A 16,172-nucleotide genomic window follows, 5' to 3' on the forward strand; every position below is an offset into this window, starting at 1 on the left:
AGGTACCGTTACTATTCCAACCATTACTATTCCGGAATTTATCGTCTTTTTAATTGTAGTTATATTGAGATAAAAACTCATCTTCAGAATGAGGGAGCTTCTTATTAGATTTTATTACTTTTAATTTTCTTGAAGAAACCGTTACTGTATCTTCCAAATTTAAAATTCTATAATTGTTATTAATGTTATAGTTATCTTTTTTTTGCACCTCCGATACTATTTTTTTAGAGACATCAGCAACATTGTTAAATTGAACATAGGTCAGTGCCTTAGGGGTCATATAGATATAGTTGCTATCTTTTGTATAAGTACCTGTCACGTAATCAATTTGTGGGACAATACTAGTGTCTTCATTATCATATCGCTTTTCATCTAATTCTTCTTGTGTTTTATATTGAGCGTTGTTTCTCATTTCAACATAAGAGTTATCGTCCCTTAATTCAAAATAAACAGTGGTATTATCTGATGGGTCAAACTGATAAACTTCTCCCACTTTAATAGTATTAACTGATGTGCTATTCTTATTGGAACAAGCTGAAATTAAAAAGACACAAACTCCTATAAAACATATTAAATATAATTTTGTCTTTTTAGTCGCCATATTCTCTTATTAACTCCTTAAAATTTTCAATTTCTTTTTGAACGTTATCAAAAGAAGAGATATTGCCATAAGAAAACTGTCCTGAAGTATTATCACGATATTGTGGTCTCGTAGGTGATTCATATTGATAAGATTCATTATCTTCTCCTATATGAATAGTATTAACTCTATATTCAGGATCCCATAAACTAACAGTCTTCACATCAAGTTGATTATGAAGTTCGTCATTGCTATCAGCATAATTAAAACTAGCGCCATTAACAACGCCTCTTTCATTAAATTGATAATCTTTTTCAGGATCAATCTCATTTAAAAACTGGCCATCACTTCCTATGATAAATTCTGTATGAAACTTCATAACGAGCTTAAAGTTACTACTGTAAATTCCTCCTGGATACTCTACCTCATCTGTATCAGGATTAACGGCAGTTTTATTATGTAGCCGTGAGGATTCTGTTAAGTCATAATCAAAGTCATTGAGACCTAATTTCTCAAAAATATTATTCTTAGCATCCTTATCTGCTAAATAGGCAGCTAAAGCTTCTTCATCTGTCATTTCTCCTTTTCTATAGTTATCCCTCACCCATTGAGCTTGCTGGGCAGAAATCACATAGCGAAATTGATGAACTTGCCGTTTAAGGGTCTCATTACCACCAGCACTAGATAGGGCATCCCCAGGATAGGCGACCTGTACAGCCTTGGAAAAACTGTCCCAGAATCTGGCGTCTGGGGCTAAGTCTTTAGACAAATGAGCTAGAATCCCCTGAGTCTGTTCTGCTGAACCATCCAAATCACCTTCCGGCATACCGCTGTAACTCATAGCAATCTGCAGGAGGGCCTGTGCCCTATCAGACTTTTCTCCAGCCTTCTTGAGGTCAATTCCCCACATCTTTTGAAAAATCCCACTCCCAAAAGTTCTAGCCTCTTCATAAAAAGCGGCCAGCTGTTGGAGCAGCGGAATGTCCTGCCTGCTGTCATAGCCCACTGCTACAGCAGACAGATAGCCTTCCCGTATGGCCTTTTTCGTCCAGCCGTCTGCCTCAAAACCCTTTACCTGATCATGCAGAGTGCTCAGGTAAACCTGATAGTCCTGCTCGGACATCCCGTCCGGACGGCTCACCTGATAAACTTTGGCAAACTGAAGGTCATCTATAGTTCTGGCCCAGCTGAGGTCGCTGGGAATCACAAAGGTCTGACTGTCTGCCTGCCAAGCCCCCTTTGCCTGTGAGCGCCCTGTTTCTAAGGCCTTCTCCAGCGCTGACAACCCCTCAAAAATCTGCGGCGACCGCGCATTAAAAGCCAACAGCTTATCCAGCTTGTCCTGCAGCTCCTGTCTGGCGCCTTGAACAAGGGACAGACTGTCTTTCATAGCAGAAATCCGCTCCTGACTCCTCTGCCCCACAGGATGAGCCTGCATATCGGCCAGCAGCTCCTGACCTGTTTTTATGACGGCATCACACTGGGCTATCTGGGCTTCCAGTTCTGACTGCCTCAAATCTTCTGACCCCACCTCTTCCTGATAGGCTTCAGGCAGCCGCTGAACACTCTCTCTGACCGCCTCCAAGTAAAGGCGGGTCCCCCTCCTTTAAGGGCTGGATAACCGCTTGGACGTAGGCGCGGGCGGAATCATAGGTCCGGCCTTTCAGGTCAGAACCGCTCTCCAAAAACCCGCTGATGGCACTGTCCAGCTGATCCAGACCAGCCATAGCCTGGTCAACTGTGGCACTGGTGCTTGCGGCCTGCATCTGTGAAGCCCCTAAATACATGTCAATACTCATTTAAACCTCCCCGGTCCTGAAAATATGGCGGCGTTCTTTCTTAACAGCCTCCAGGGCCTCCTCTGTTTGGGTCCTCTCTTTCAGCACACGCTCCCTGTCCTCTTCAAAGGCCTCTCTTAAGCGCCTTTTCTGACTGCTCCAGTCCTCTGTCAGGCCATAAGAAAAGACCGCATAGACCCCTTCCAGCTCTGCAGTCAGGAGAGTCAGCTGTCTGCTGTAAACCTCAAACCACTCATCCTGACTTTCCAGCGCTGTCTTCTGGCGCTGAACAGCCATTTCCTGACGCTCAAGTGTGTTCTCTTCTTTTTTTAGCTCAGCCAGGCGCTCCTGACAGGCCAGCTGCTTTTGCGCTGGGGTCAGCGGGACCTGCTCCTTGTCTGCATCGGAAGAAAGCTTGGTTTTCTCTTTTTGGGACGGTTTAGTATAATGGCGCTCCCGTATCCGTTTATCCAGAGCGGCCAGCTCTCTGTCCATCATCTCATTCCAGCGCTTAAGTTCGGCAGCGCTGGGGCGTTTGGTGGTGGCTTATTTAGGCGTAACGTAGGGGCTTTGATTGTAAAGGGGAAACATGGGTTTATCCTTTCTTAGCTGATTATCTGGGCGGCTGCCTGATCGGCTGCTTCAAATTCTGCGGCGGCGCTGTTGATATTGGCTGAGAGATCTGACAGAACCGTGCTGAGATCGCCTGTTGCCATCAGGATTTGATCAATAGCCTGATGGGCGAGGCTGTTGCCTGCGACAGTGGATTGACCGTCCTTATCGGAGGCTCCGGTGTCTGCCAGAGCACTGGTGGCTGTTTGAAAAGCGCTGGCATGCGCTTGGGCGCTGGCGGAACTGCTTTGAATGGCTGTACTCATGTGCACCTCATTTCAGTAAAATTTAAGCTTAGTCTAGCATAGATTTGTTTTAAAATCAAGTAGGAGAAGACAGACTGGAGTACAGAAAGTTAAAAAAGCCTCTGTATTTAAAAAATTGATACAAAAGAAAAAGAACTGTATTGCAATTGTAACTAAAAAACTGTACTATGATAATAATACAAAAGTTAAATGGGTTGTTTTTGTGATAAAGAGGGAGAGGTTATGGATAAGGAATGTCTCAAATTGTATCATGCCATTGAGCTGGCATATGCCAAAGAAGAGGTTCGTTCGGATCCGGTTTTGGCGAAGGCTTTGCTGTCTGCTTCAAATGAACTGATTAAATTTCAAAATGTTTTTTCATCAGCTTACCATTTGAAAAAAGAATTGCTCCACTATACGGTGGATAAACAGGTTGCATTGCCTAGGCCTATTATTAATCTTCAGCAGATTTTGGAGACAATATAACTGGTGTAAGAAGACAAAAATGATAGAGTTTAAACAGGTTTCTAAATTGTACGGAGAAAAAGAGGCGCTCTGCAGCCTTAATTTACAGATAAGAGACGGTGAGATTTTCGGACTTATCGGTCATAAGGGTGCTGGTAAGACGACTGCTATCAGGATTTTAACTTCTATTGTTGAAGCGACCTCGGGTGAACTTTATGTCGATGACCTCTTGCTTAGCAGCAATCGTGATAATATCAAAAAAAAATCGGCTACGTTCCTGATTCGCCGGATGTTTTTCTTAATCTGACAGCTAACGAGTACTGGCATTTTTTAGCCCAGCTCTATGAAGTGCCTAAACATAATTTAGAAGCACGGATTGAAAAACTCAGCCAGCTGTTTGATTTAAGTGAGCAAAAAAATGAAACGCTTGATAGTTTTTCACATGGGATGCGGCAGAAAGCCATTATTATCGGTGCTCTTATTTCTGATCCGGATATCTGGGTTTTAGATGAACCTCTGACCGGTCTCGATCGTCAGGCCTCTTTTGATTTAAAGGAAATGATGCGGGAACATGCTAAAAATGGCAAAACGGTACTTTTTTCAGCCCCTGCTCTGTCGGTTGCTGAACAGCTCTGCCATCGTATCGGTATTTTAAGAAAAGGGGAGCTGGTTTTTGTCGGCAGTCTGGAGGAATTGAAGCAGCAGTATCCCGGTCAGGAACTGGAGGCTATTTATCTTAAACTAGCCGGACATCAAGCAGAAATAGAGGTGAGCAGATGAGGCGGTCAACTGTATGGGAACTGTTTAAGGTCAATCTTCTTTATTCTGATCCTCAAAGTGTTATCAGGTTAAGAAATAAACAAAAGCAAAAACCTAAGGAATCTTTTTCAATCTACAAGGGGCTCCTCTGGCAGCAGGGCTTATTGACTGTTTTTTTTACGTTTTTTAACTTTATCTATATTACTAGACTGGACTTTATCGGCCTGCCCAGTCTTTTCTCCTTTTATTTAGCTATATACGGTTTACTGGCCCTTGCATTTTCCTTTTCAACTATGTATGCTGTCTTTTATCAAAGCAATGATGTCAAGCTCTATGCCCATCTGCCCGTAAAAGCCGGTGAGCTCTATCTGGCAAAAATTCTGGCTTCAATGGGTCTCAGTTTAATGCCTTTGATGACCATCTTGCTGATACTTGTGCTGGCTTACTGGCAGCTTCTGGACCCGCCTTTTGCACTTTTAGTTGCTGCTGTCAATTTCGCAGTGATTTTTATAAGCTGCATGGTCTTATCGCTTGTTATTAACAGTTTTGTCGGTCGGAGAATTGCCAGAAGCCGGCTGAAAAAATTAAATTTCACTATTTTGATGTCTCTGACAGCATTTGTTTCTTTAGGACTTGTGTTTTATCTTTTTATTGTCAACCAGCAGCCTCTGGTTGACAGCAGCGGAAATTTGACTAGGGTTTCTGACCCTTATTTTATTTATCCTTATTTCAGAGGATTTTATGATGTTGTGCAGGATCCTTTTAGTTCAGCCAGTTTGCTTCATTACTGGCTGCCTTTGCTTGCAGTGTTCTTTCTGCTTATCTATTTGGTAGGGAAACTCATTCCCCGCTATTTTGAGGACAGCCTTTACCAAAATCAAGAACAAATCTCTAAAAAGAATAAACCTTTCAAGGATTTGTCCAGCCGGCAGCTTTTAATCCGGCACCATCTGATGACCATAATACAAAATGCCGCCTTACTGATTAATTCCTTTCTGCTGCCGCTGACCTTTTTTGCCATTTTTTCAATCCCTTATCTCCTAGGCAGAATCGTTTCCGCAGATTTCCTGACAGCTGATTATAGCGGGCTTGCTATACTGGCCGGAGTAGTGGCCGGAATCAGCTGTGTTATGCCGACCTCGCTTTTAGCTGTCGGAATGTCTTTGGAGAAGGAAAATTTTACCCTTTTTAAAGCTTTGCCGCTGAAATTTAAGGACTTTATTTGGCAGAAATTTTTGGTACTGTGGGCAGTTCAGGTTAGCGTGCCGCTTCTCTTTTTCTTGCTGTTTTTGCTCTTTTTACCGAAAATCAGTTTTTTCATCGCTTTCTTTTTTGTGCTAGGTTTTCTCTTAGCAACCTTTATTCAGGGGCAGTTCATGTACCGGCGAGACTATAACAATCTCCTTTTAAATTGGCAGGATATCAGTCAGCTTTTTCAGAGAAGCCGCAGTCGGTTTTTGGTAGTTGTCCTGACTTTGCTTGACTTCTTTCTAGGGCTTATAACCATTGCTATAGCTCTTGTTCTAAGCTTAGCGTTTAATTCCTCAGCTGTCAGCCTGTTTATTATCATTTTGATTTTGCTGCTGGCCGGTCTCCTGCAGTATCATCTTGTTCGAACATTTTGGCGGAAGCTTTCAAATTAGACCCTCAAAAAACAATCCGGCTTATGATGAGAAAGGCGGATTGTTTTTTCTTGTCAGGATATCAAGAAGGGCGGGCAGAACTGAAAAAATATGCTATAATTTTTATTATGAAAAGAAATTTTGGTCATGTAAAGCGTCTTGTTATCAAAATCGGAACTAGCTCGCTGGTGCTCCCGACCGGGAAAATTAATCTTGAAAAAATTGATCAGCTGGCTTTTGTGATAGCCAGTCTGGCCAATAAAGGCATGGAAGTGATTCTGGTTTCCTCAGGGGCGATGGGCTTTGGGCTGAATGTTCTTGACCTTCCTAAACGCCCTGCAAATCTTGCTAAACAGCAGGCGGTCTCCAGTGTCGGTCAGGTCGCAATGATGAGTTTGTATTCTCAAATATTTTCTCATTACCAGACAGCTGTTTCTCAAATTCTATTAACACGGGATGTCATAGAGTTTCCAGAAAGTCTGGGCAATGTAACAAATGCCTTTGAGAGTCTGATTGCCATGGGGATTGTTCCTATCGTCAACGAGAATGATGCCATCAGCGTGGATGAGATGGATCATGCCACCAAGTTTGGGGACAATGATCGTTTGTCAGCCATTGTTGCAGGTATCACTAAGGCTGACCTGCTTATCATGCTGTCAGACATTGACGGACTTTTTGATAAGAACCCGACGATTTATGAGGATGCAGCTCTTCGGTCGCATGTCACTGCCATTACAGAGGAGATTATCAAATCAGCCGGCGGTGTTGGCAGCCGATTTGGGACAGGCGGTATGATTAGTAAAATCCAAAGTGCCCAGATTGTTTTTGAAAATCACAGTCAGATGGTTTTGATGAATGGCAAAAATCCTCGGGATATCTTGCGTGTTTTGGACGGAGTAGAGTTGGGCACCTGGTTTGCCCAGACCAGATAAGAAAGCGCTGATGCATGTACGATTTGCTGTAAAGCTATGCTTATTTTAATAGTTGAAGGAGTGGTATTATGACTTATATTGAGCAACTAGGCAGAGGGGCCAGACAGGCCGGTCATAGTCTTATGCAGTTGGGAACGGCGCAGAAAAATGCTGTTCTAAGGGATGTTGCACAGGCTTTGTTAGATCAAGCTGCTTATATTTTAGCTGAAAACAAACGTGATCTAGCTAAGGCTAAGGAGAATGGCATTTCAGATATTATGATCGATCGGCTTCGTTTAGACGATGAACGTATTGCAGATATAGCCCAAGGCGTCCGTCAGGTAGCTGATTTAGCGGATCCTATAGGGCAGGTTGTTAGGGGCTATACCAATTTGGATGGTTTGAAGATTGTTCAGAAGCGTGTTCCGCTGGGTGTCATTGCCATGATTTTTGAAAGCCGGCCCAATGTTTCTGTTGATGCTTTCAGCTTGGCTTTTAAGACTAGCAATGCCATTATTTTGCGGGGAGGACGGGATGCTATATGCTCAAATACCGCTTTGGTTCAGGTCATCCGTCAGACCCTGTCGCAGTCAGGAATCGATGAGAATGCGGTCCAGCTGGTTGAAGACACCAGCCATGCGGTAGCTGAGGAGTTAATGGAGGCCGTCGATTATATTGATGTTCTGATTCCCAGAGGCAGTGCCAGACTGATTCAGACTGTAAAAAGCAAGGCAAAGGTGCCTTTTATTGAAACCGGCGTCGGGAATGTCCATATCTTTGTCGATGAATTTGCGGATTTAGATACGGCCGTGAATATTGTAATCAATGCCAAAACTCAGCGTCCCAGTGTCTGCAATGCGGCTGAAAGTTTAGTTGTGCACAGTTCTGTCGCTGAAAGCTTTTTACCTAAACTGGCAGCTGCCATGGATGCAGTTCAGCCGGTTGAATGGCGGGCTGATGCGCGTGCGCAGGCCTATTTGCCGCAATCGGTTCCTGCAAGTGAGGACGATTACGCGACAGAATTCTTGGACTATATCATGTCTGTTAAGACGGTTGACAGTCTCCAGGAAGCAGTCGACTGGATTAATACCTACAGTTCCCACCATTCTGAGGCGATTATTACCAAAGATCTGGCTCATGCTGAACATTTCCAAGATCAGGTAGATTCAGCTGCCGTCTATGTCAATGCTTCAACGCGTTTTACTGACGGTTTTGTTTTTGGTCTGGGAGCCGAAATCGGTATCTCAACACAAAAGATACATGCCAGAGGACCGATGGGTCTGGAAGCTCTGACCAGCACTAAATTTTATATCAAGGGAGAAGGACAGGTCCGTCAGTAATCTTTTAGACGGCTCTCCTCGCCGGCAATTCAAAAAAACGGCCTTCATACGGAAAGGAAGGGCCGTTTTTATCTTCCTGATTTTCATTTTCTAAACCATATAAAGTATGCTATAATAAAAGTTATGACAAATGATTTTTATCATAAGACTGTGTTTCTGCATGAGGCTGTCGACATGCTTGCAGTTAAGCCTGATGGAGTCTATGTTGATGCGACTTTAGGAGGTTCCGGACACAGCAGTTATTTACTGTCGCGGCTCAGCAGTCAAGGGCGGCTCTATGCCTTCGATCAGGATCAGAAAGCAATAAATCAGGCAAAAGTTCGCCTGCATCCTTATATTGAAACAGGACAGGTCCGCCTGATTAAGGATAATTTTAAAAACCTTAGCTTTCGCCTCAGTCAGTACGGTCAAACAGCTGTTGATGGGGTTCTCTATGACTTAGGAGTATCCAGTCCGCAGCTGGACGAAAGCAAGAGGGGTTTTTCCTACAAGCAGGATGCTCCCCTTGATATGCGGATGAATCAAGAGCAGGAGCTGTCTGCCTATGACGTTGTCAACCATTATGCCTATAACAATTTAGTCCGCCTCTTCTTTCGCTATGGTGAAGATAAGTTTGCCAAACAAGTGGCCCGAAAGATTGAGTCGGCCCGGCAAATAAAGCCTATTGCGACAACCGGTGAGCTGGCTGAACTGATTAAAGCCGCCAAGCCTGCCAAGGCGCTCAAGAAAAAAGGCCATCCGGCCAAGCAAATTTTTCAGGCCATCCGTATAGAAGTAAATGATGAGCTTAGGGCTGCAGAAACTTCTCTGAAACAGGCGCTGGATTTACTGAAGCCAGATGGCCGGATCGCTGTGATAACCTTCCACTCTTTAGAGGATCGTATCGTCAAACAGCTATTTAGAGAGGCAGCTGCTGTCAATGTCCCTAAAGGACTGCCTGTTATTCCTGAAAGTCTGCAGCCTAAATTTGAATTGGTTAACCGCAAACCGGTATTACCCAGCGAGCAGGAACTTGAAATGAATCACCGAGCCCATTCGGCTAAGCTCCGAGTTATCAGAAAAATAAGTGAAAAAAATTATGACTAATGAAAAACGAACTGAGGCAGTGACAAAAGTCCTGCAGAAACGTATTCGCACTTTTTCAAGAATTGAAAAAGCTTTTTATGGTGCCATTATTCTGACGGCTATTATCATGGCTGTCAGTATCGTTTACCTGCAGAGCCGCAATCTTCAGGTTCAGCAGGAAATCACTCAATTAAACAGTCAGATTAATGATAAGGAAACAGAATTAAACAACGCTAAGCAGGAAGTTGCCGAGCTGAGCGGCCGCGACCGCATTGTCCAAATTGCGACAGAATCAGGCTTAAATTCTGAAAATGCTAACATTTCTGAGGTAAAGTAATCAATGCGAAAATTTTTTAAGAAGTGGCAGAATCGCTTTTTAGGTTACGTTATCAGTGACCGCAAAAGGCCGCGGCAGAACCGTGAACGGGTAGGGCAAAACCTGATGATTCTGGCGATTTTCATTTTTTTTGTTTTTATTATTAATTTTGTCATTATAATCGGAACAGACAAAAAATTTGGAGAGAATCTCTCTGAAAAAGCAAGGGACGTTTATCAGACGACTGTTACCGTTCAGGCTAAACGCGGAACGATTTATGATCGCAACGGCAATCCCATTGCCGAAGATTCAACCACCTACAGCGTTTATGCCATCATAGATAAGTCCTACATTTCCTCTACCGGAGAAAAACTGTATGTACAGTCTTCACAATACGACCAAGTTGCTGAGATTTTTAATCAGCAGCTGGGTATGGATAAAGAAGAGGTACTAAGTCAGCTGCGGCAGAAAAAAGTCTTTCAGGTCAGCTTCGGAACCAAAGGTTCAGGGATTTCTTACAGTACAATGTCGGCTATTACAGCTGCTATGCAGGAAGCTGGTATAGAAGGTATTGCTTTTACAACAAGCCCCGGACGGATGTATAAAAACGGGATTTTTGCTTCTCAGTTTATCGGAGTCGCTCAGCTCCATGAAAACAAGGACGGGACCAAAAGCCTTATCGGGACATCCGGTCTTGAAGCCAGTTTGAATGATATTTTATCCGGAGAAGACGGGACTGTAACCTACGAAAAAGATAAAAACGGCAATACACTGCTTGGAACCGGAACGACTGTCAAAGAGGCAGTTAACGGAAAAGATGTTTACACAACACTATCTGAACCGATTCAGACTTATCTTGAGACTCAGATGGATGTTTTTCAGGCGGAAGCTAAGGGTGTTTATGCCAGTGCAACTCTCATTAATGCTAAGACAGGAGAAATTCTGGCAACTTCACAAAGGCCGACTTACAATCCCAGCACACTGGAAGGTTATGATGAGGGGAACCTTAAAACCTGGAATACTTTGCTATATCAAAGCAACTATGAGCCCGGTTCGACCATGAAGGTGATGACTTTGGCTTCTGCTATTGATTCAGGCGTTTTCAATCCTTCTGAAAGTTACAGCAACAGTGAAGGTCTGACTATTGCAGATGCAACCATTCAGGACTGGGCCATTAATGAAGGATCTTCTACCGGACAGTACATGACTATGGCTCAGGGCTTTGCTTACTCCAGTAATGTCGGCATGACCATGCTGGAGCAGAAGATGGGCAATGATAAATGGCTCAACTACCTTTCTAAATTCCGTTTTGGCTATCCGACCCGTTTTGGCATGGGGAATGAAGCAACGGGACTTTTGCCATCGGATAATATTGTGACGATTGCCATGAGTGCTTTCGGCCAAGGGATAGCAACAACCCAAACCCAAATGCTGCGGGCTTTTACCTCTGTCTCCAACGATGGTGTCATGGTTGAACCGCAGTTTATCAGTAAGCTTTACGATCCCAATACTGATACCAGCCGCAGTGCCTCAGCTGAGGTGGTCGGCAATCCAGTTTCTGCTGAAGCAGCCAGACAAACCAGAGATTATATGGTAACTGTTGGCACCGATCCTTACTACGGAACTCTGTATTCAGACGGTCCGATTATCCAAGTAGGCAATGAATCAGTTGCTGTGAAATCAGGGACAGCCCAAATTGCGGCAGAGGACGGGAGCGGCTATATGACAGGATCTAATGATTACATTTATTCTGTCGTAGCCATGCTGCCTTCAGAAGATCCGGAGTTTGTCATGTATGTGACCTTGCAGCAGCCGGAAGAGCGTTTTTCAGCTCTGTATTGGCAAGACGTTGTCAATCCTGTCTTGGAAGAAGCTGTTTTAATGCGGGATACCTTGCTGGCACCGGCAGCCAATGAGACTGCTCAGCAAACAGAGTACCATCTGGATGATGTTATAGGTAAGAACCCAGGAGAAACAGCAGAAGAGCTGAGACGAAATTTGGTCCATCCTGTTGTCTTGGGAACCGGCAGCAAAATCAGCAAAGTATCCAAAAAAACCGGCTCTAATTTAGCAGAAAATGAACAAATTCTGCTTTTGACAAATAATCTTGAGAAAGTACCGGATATGTACGGCTGGACTAAGGCCAATGTAGAGACTTTTGCTAAGTGGACCGGTATAAAGATCAAATACAGAGGATCCGACTCGGGGACCGTCATCAAACAAAATGTTGATATTGATGCCAATATTGATGATATTAAAAAAATCACCATCACTTTAGGAGAATAATATGTTTTTAAGTATAGTGGCAGGTGCAGCAGCATTTATACTGACAGTGCTTATTATGCCTTATTTTATCCGTTTTTATCAGCTCAAAAAAATTAATGGCCAGCAGATGCATGAGGATGTTAAGCAGCACCTTGAAAAAGCGGGAACTCCGACTATGGGAGGAACGGTATTCCTGCTGGTTGCTGTCTGTGTCAGTTTAATAGCCAGCTTCTTTCTGGTTGCTAAAAACGGCGGCGGCATGGGAGCGACTTTTGGTATTTTATCTGTCGTCTTTATCTATGGCTTAATCGGTTTTTTAGATGACTTTTTAAAAATCTTCAAGCAGATTAATGAGGGGCTGACGCCTTGGCAAAAAATGCTTCTGCAAATTATCGGCGGCTTAATCTTTTATTTTCTCCATGTGCGTCCCAGCGGAACGGATGCGCTCAATGTTTTTGGATTTAACCTGCATTTAGGTCTTCTTTATGTATTTTTTGTTCTATTTTGGGTTGTCGGCTTTTCCAATGCGGTCAATCTGACAGATGGGATTGACGGATTGGCCTCCATCTCGGTTGTCATCAGTCTGGCGACCTATGCTGTTATTGCTCATGTGCAAAGACAGGCTGATGTTCTTTTGATTATTCTGGTGATGATTGGTGCCCTTCTTGGATTTTTCGTCTTCAACCATAAGCCGGCCAAAGTGTTTATGGGTGATGTCGGCAGCTTAGCTTTAGGAGCTATGCTGGCCACTATTTCAATTGCTCTGCGTCAGGAATGGACCCTGCTTATCATCGGCATTGTCTATGTCATTGAAACCAGCTCTGTTATCCTGCAAGTTTCCTACTTCAAATACACCAAAAAGAAATTTGGCGAAGGCAGACGCATTTTTCTTATGACCCCCTTTCACCATCACTTGGAATTAGGCGGTCTGACCGGCAAAGCGTCAAAATGGAGCGAATGGCAGGTTGATGCCTTTTTGTGGGGCCTAGGTGCTGCAGCCAGCCTCCTGACTTTAGCTATTTTATATCTGTAGAAATAAGAAACTATCCCTGACTGTATCCTATCCAGTCAGGGATTTTTTTATAGTGTCAGCAGAGAAAGAAAGGACACAATGTTACAAAAAAATATCGAATGTTACAAAAAACATTGACTTTGTAATAAATAAGTTTTACAATAGAACTGAAAAATAACAAGAAAGGGGCAGGGATTTCTTACAGTAATTTGGCTTCCGCTAGCTTATTTTTTCTTATCATCAGTTGTGGTTATTGATGAATAAAGTGAAAAAGAGATTTAAAGTGCTTATGGACAAAAAAATTTCACTAACAAAAATCTGAATATTTGAAAAATTTTTATTTTTTTTGGTGGAATGATTAAAAAGAAAATTTTAAAGTGTTTTAAATTTATTTTTATTTAACTTGAAATAGTATTTTTAACAAAGCAATTAGTAATTGAGATAGTTATGCCTTATTAAACATATGTGGGAAGAGGGACTGATGCTGACAATTTTTGTATTGGAAGATGATTTATTCCAGCAATTTAGAATAGAAACAGCGATAAAAACGATTTAAAAAAAAAATGGATGGAGATGCCGTCCGCTTAATATTTTTGGAAAACCTAGGCAATTGATAGATACAATTGCTGAACATGGTTCGCATCAACTTTTTTCTTAGACATTCACATAAATAATGAGTTAAAGAAGGGGTTTGATATTGCACAAGAAATTCGCACAATGGATCCATATGCAACGATTGTTTTTACAACATCGCATTCTGAATTTTTACCAGTGACTTTTCAGTATAAAGTTGCAGCCCTTGATTTTATTGATAAGTCTTTGGATGAAGAGGAATATTTAAATCGTATTGAATCTGCTATTGCAGTAACAATGACGAATATGGGGAAAAGTGTCATGGAAGACTCTTTTGTTTTTGAAACTTCTTTGGCAGCTATTCAGGTACCGTTTCACAATATCTTATATTTTGAAACTTCACCAACAATACATAAAGTAATATTGCATACAAAAGATGAGCGAATAGAATTTTATGCTAGGTTATCACAGATTGAGAGATTAGATAAAAGACTTTTTAAATGTCACAAATCATTTGTTGTTAATCCTGAAAATATTACTAGAATTAATAAAGAAACTGGGGAGGTTTTTTTTGAAAATAATGATAGTTGTTATGTATCAAAAATAAAGCAAAAAAAATTGATTGAAAAAATTAAACAAAATTCTTAGTAAAGAGAAATGGGAGATTTATGGATTTTGAAATAATTTGCAGTGAACTGCATTTTTGGGTTCAGGTTGATTTATTGTTATTACTTTATCAGCAAGTCACTGGTGTGAAATTTAAAAAAAGATGTTTTATAATAACTCCCTTGTTTTTTAGATTACTTTTTTTTATATTACCAACAGTAGCTTACTTTTCTACTTTGCTATTTTTAGTAGTAATTTCAGTTTATCGAAATCATTATCAGAATAGATTACTAGATGTGTTTTACGGTCTATATCCGGTAATCATTGAGAGCCTCTTTGGTCGAGTGCTATTATTTTTCCTTTTTTTGGTATTTATATAACTCAAGTTAACGATTTTTTAAATTTGCTAAAAGAGCTTCTAATTTTTCCTATCCATTATGCACTGATGAAATCACTTAAAGTTGATTTTAAAATTTTGCAAGTTGGATTTGGACGTAGATTTTTAACTCCCTTTTTGCTATGGGTTGATTTAACAATGACCGTTTATTTTTTTCTTTTGCAACTTCTTTTAATTTTTGAGGATAGTATACCAGATGCTTCCTATTATAGGCGGTATTTAATAGGTATTTATACCGTTCTCTTTTTAATTATGCTTGTTTATGTGAATGGGACATTTAAAGAAAAGCGTGAGGAAGAAATAATCAGATATAAAGAACGACAGATTGTATATTTATCTAATTATAGCAAACAGATAGAAAGTTTATACAATGAAATTCGAGATTTCAGACATGATTATATTAACATACTAACAAGTTTAAAAGTAGCAATTGATCAAAAAAATCTAACAGCGATTGAAGGGATTTATTATAATGTTTTATCACAATCAGGAAGAAAATTACAAGGAAAACAATATAACATTGCTAATCTAATCCATGTTGAAAATGAGGCAGTTAAAAGTCTCTTATCAACAAAAGTCTTTGAAGCTCAAAATAAGGGTATTGATATAGCTGTTGAAGTTGAAAAACCATTTAGAAATCCCCAAATTGACTCATTGGATTTTGTAACTATTTTGTCTATTTTACTTGATAACGCTATTGAAGGCGCTGAGTCAGCGTCTAAGCGGAAAATTACAGTAGCTTTAATAGCTGAAGAGAAGGTTGATACGTTAATTGTACAAAATAGCATTGAAATTGAAAAAGTTAACATTGCTGACATATTTTCATATAGATACTCTACTAAAGGAGGAAACAGGGGAATTGGACTTTATAACATTTCTAATATTTTACGAAACTATCCTCACGTCTCTCTACAAACACAAAGCAAAAATTATAATTTCAGACAAACACTAGTGATAAAGCACATACATATAAAAGAGATTGGAGACTAATTGCTTTCCCAATCTCTTTTATTTTTTGTAATTTCAATAATGAAAAGTGTTATTAAAACTTGGTTTTGATAAATGCTTAATGAATTGGATATGCCTTAAAAGCACTCCATTGAGTTCATAACATCTCGAATGAGCACCTATTTTAGAAACTTTCCTAACAGCTATATCAACCGTTTCCTTTAATTAGTCTCCACCAATCAATGTAAACCATTTATATCACCACCTCTTTTATTGATATAAAAATTATAACCTGAAAATAATGAATGAATTCTATGTTGTCAAAAAAAGCATTTATTCAATCATTTTTAGATTATAAATTCAACCTATTATTAAAAATGACTAAATAGCATGTTTTTATGACAAAAAGAATAAAAATAGCAATATTAGTATTATGATAGAACTAGGAACTCTGCTAGCTAGTTGAAATCTTTAATAACTCAAGGAGAATTATTATGAAAAAGCAATTTTTAAATTCTTGTCTCCAGCGCTTCTCAATACGCAAATGTTCATTCGGTGTAGCTTCAATTCTTTTGGGAAGTTTTTTATTACTTAGTACAAAAACTGTTAATGCAGATGAACAATGTGACTTGGACAACTTATCGCCAAATATCATTACATTTATTGAAGATATAACAG

14 protein-coding genes and 3 pseudogenes are annotated in these 16,172 nt (G+C 40.8%); 12 read left to right on the forward strand and 5 right to left on the reverse strand.

What is annotated here, in order from left to right; all coding sequences use genetic code 11:
* Positions 1-49: 49 nt before the first annotated feature.
* From A0O21_RS01465 to A0O21_RS01485, 5 genes are all read right to left on the reverse strand, one after another.
* Positions 50-601, reverse strand: a complete 552-nt coding sequence (locus A0O21_RS01465) for a hypothetical protein (protein WP_067060349.1) — start codon at positions 599-601, stop codon at positions 50-52.
* The gene (locus A0O21_RS01470; RefSeq protein ID WP_067060351.1) at positions 591-2,165 is read right to left on the reverse strand and encodes a DUF3114 domain-containing protein; all 1,575 of its coding nucleotides are present in this window, start codon (positions 2,163-2,165) and stop codon (positions 591-593) included. Before A0O21_RS01470 ends, A0O21_RS01465 begins: the two co-directional genes overlap by 11 nt.
* Complete coding sequence (locus A0O21_RS01475) at positions 2,128-2,379, reverse strand: LXG domain-containing protein (RefSeq protein WP_067060353.1); 252 nt, start codon at positions 2,377-2,379, stop codon at positions 2,128-2,130. The genes A0O21_RS01470 and A0O21_RS01475 overlap by 38 nt, the downstream gene beginning before the upstream one ends.
* Positions 2,380-2,856 (reverse strand): hypothetical protein, encoded by a 477-nt coding sequence (locus A0O21_RS01480; RefSeq protein WP_148660290.1) that lies wholly within the window; start codon positions 2,854-2,856, stop codon positions 2,380-2,382.
* A 107-nt stretch (positions 2,857-2,963) separates the two neighbouring features.
* On the reverse strand, positions 2,964-3,236 hold the full coding sequence (locus A0O21_RS01485) for a TIGR04197 family type VII secretion effector (protein ID WP_067060356.1): 273 nt from the start codon (positions 3,234-3,236) through the stop codon (positions 2,964-2,966).
* A gap of 222 nt (positions 3,237-3,458) precedes the next feature.
* Between A0O21_RS01485 and A0O21_RS01490 the strand changes: the two genes are divergently transcribed.
* From A0O21_RS01490 to A0O21_RS11190, 12 genes and pseudogenes are all read left to right on the forward strand, one after another.
* Positions 3,459-3,701, forward strand: coding sequence for a bacteriocin immunity family protein (locus tag A0O21_RS01490; RefSeq protein ID WP_067060358.1), 243 nt, complete (start codon positions 3,459-3,461; stop codon positions 3,699-3,701).
* 19 nt (positions 3,702-3,720) lie between these two features.
* Positions 3,721-4,460 (forward strand): annotated as a pseudogene (locus tag A0O21_RS01495) (ABC transporter ATP-binding protein).
* Positions 4,457-6,082, forward strand: a complete 1,626-nt coding sequence (locus A0O21_RS01500) for a hypothetical protein (RefSeq protein WP_067060360.1) — start codon at positions 4,457-4,459, stop codon at positions 6,080-6,082. Before A0O21_RS01495 ends, A0O21_RS01500 begins: the two are co-directional and overlap by 4 nt.
* 107 nt (positions 6,083-6,189) lie before the next feature.
* Positions 6,190-6,993: a glutamate 5-kinase gene (proB, locus tag A0O21_RS01505; protein ID WP_067065005.1), complete on the forward strand. Its 804-nt coding sequence runs from the start codon at positions 6,190-6,192 to the stop codon at positions 6,991-6,993.
* Positions 6,994-7,061: 68 nt separating this feature from the next.
* Positions 7,062-8,312, forward strand: a complete 1,251-nt coding sequence (locus A0O21_RS01510) for a glutamate-5-semialdehyde dehydrogenase (protein WP_067060362.1) — start codon at positions 7,062-7,064, stop codon at positions 8,310-8,312.
* A 123-nt stretch (positions 8,313-8,435) separates the two neighbouring features.
* Positions 8,436-9,398 carry a 16S rRNA (cytosine(1402)-N(4))-methyltransferase RsmH gene (gene rsmH, locus A0O21_RS01515; protein WP_067060364.1) on the forward strand — a complete coding sequence of 321 codons (963 nt, stop codon included), beginning with the start codon at positions 8,436-8,438 and terminating at the stop codon, positions 9,396-9,398.
* Positions 9,391-9,714 carry a cell division protein FtsL gene (gene ftsL / locus A0O21_RS01520; RefSeq protein ID WP_067065007.1) on the forward strand — a complete coding sequence of 108 codons (324 nt, stop codon included), beginning with the start codon at positions 9,391-9,393 and terminating at the stop codon, positions 9,712-9,714. The genes rsmH and ftsL overlap by 8 nt, the downstream gene beginning before the upstream one ends.
* A 3-nt stretch (positions 9,715-9,717) precedes the next feature.
* Positions 9,718-11,979: a penicillin-binding protein PBP2X gene (gene pbp2x / locus A0O21_RS01525; RefSeq protein WP_067060366.1), complete on the forward strand. Its 2,262-nt coding sequence runs from the start codon at positions 9,718-9,720 to the stop codon at positions 11,977-11,979.
* 1 nt (position 11,980) lies between these two features.
* A complete protein-coding gene (gene mraY / locus A0O21_RS01530) occupies positions 11,981-12,991 on the forward strand; it encodes a phospho-N-acetylmuramoyl-pentapeptide-transferase (protein WP_067060368.1) in 1,011 nt (336 codons plus the stop codon).
* A 460-nt stretch (positions 12,992-13,451) separates the two neighbouring features.
* Positions 13,452-14,191, forward strand: a pseudogene (locus A0O21_RS01535) (response regulator transcription factor).
* A gap of 403 nt (positions 14,192-14,594) precedes the next feature.
* Positions 14,595-15,536 (forward strand): sensor histidine kinase, encoded by a 942-nt coding sequence (locus A0O21_RS10560; protein ID WP_227806879.1) that lies wholly within the window; start codon positions 14,595-14,597, stop codon positions 15,534-15,536.
* 452 nt (positions 15,537-15,988) lie between these two features.
* A pseudogene (locus A0O21_RS11190) lies at positions 15,989-16,105 on the forward strand (YSIRK-type signal peptide-containing protein); the annotation flags it as partial.
* Between the last annotated feature and the right edge of the window lie 67 nt (positions 16,106-16,172).

The organism is Streptococcus pantholopis (assembly GCF_001642085.1).
GTDB lineage: Bacteria > Bacillota > Bacilli > Lactobacillales > Streptococcaceae > Streptococcus > Streptococcus pantholopis.

What these genes read in the sequence shown, in the direction of transcription:
- A0O21_RS01465 (WP_067060349.1), bottom strand. Translation starts at nt 601, where the DNA reads ATGGCGACTAAAAAGACAAAATTATATTTAATATGTTTTATAGGAGTT.
- A0O21_RS01475 (WP_067060353.1), bottom strand. Translation starts at nt 2,379, where the DNA reads ATGAGTATTGACATGTATTTAGGGGCTTCACAGATGCAGGCCGCAAGC.
- A0O21_RS01480 (WP_148660290.1), bottom strand. Translation starts at nt 2,856, where the DNA reads ATGATGGACAGAGAGCTGGCCGCTCTGGATAAACGGATACGGGAGCGC.
- A0O21_RS01485 (WP_067060356.1), bottom strand. Translation starts at nt 3,236, where the DNA reads ATGAGTACAGCCATTCAAAGCAGTTCCGCCAGCGCCCAAGCGCATGCC.
- A0O21_RS01490 (WP_067060358.1), top strand. Translation starts at nt 3,459, where the DNA reads ATGGATAAGGAATGTCTCAAATTGTATCATGCCATTGAGCTGGCATAT.
- A0O21_RS01500 (WP_067060360.1), top strand. Translation starts at nt 4,457, where the DNA reads ATGAGGCGGTCAACTGTATGGGAACTGTTTAAGGTCAATCTTCTTTAT.
- proB (WP_067065005.1), top strand. Translation starts at nt 6,190, where the DNA reads ATGAAAAGAAATTTTGGTCATGTAAAGCGTCTTGTTATCAAAATCGGA.
- A0O21_RS01510 (WP_067060362.1), top strand. Translation starts at nt 7,062, where the DNA reads ATGACTTATATTGAGCAACTAGGCAGAGGGGCCAGACAGGCCGGTCAT.
- rsmH (WP_067060364.1), top strand. Translation starts at nt 8,436, where the DNA reads ATGACAAATGATTTTTATCATAAGACTGTGTTTCTGCATGAGGCTGTC.
- ftsL (WP_067065007.1), top strand. Translation starts at nt 9,391, where the DNA reads ATGACTAATGAAAAACGAACTGAGGCAGTGACAAAAGTCCTGCAGAAA.
- pbp2x (WP_067060366.1), top strand. Translation starts at nt 9,718, where the DNA reads ATGCGAAAATTTTTTAAGAAGTGGCAGAATCGCTTTTTAGGTTACGTT.
- mraY (WP_067060368.1), top strand. Translation starts at nt 11,981, where the DNA reads ATGTTTTTAAGTATAGTGGCAGGTGCAGCAGCATTTATACTGACAGTG.
- A0O21_RS10560 (WP_227806879.1), top strand. Translation starts at nt 14,595, where the DNA reads ATGAAATCACTTAAAGTTGATTTTAAAATTTTGCAAGTTGGATTTGGA.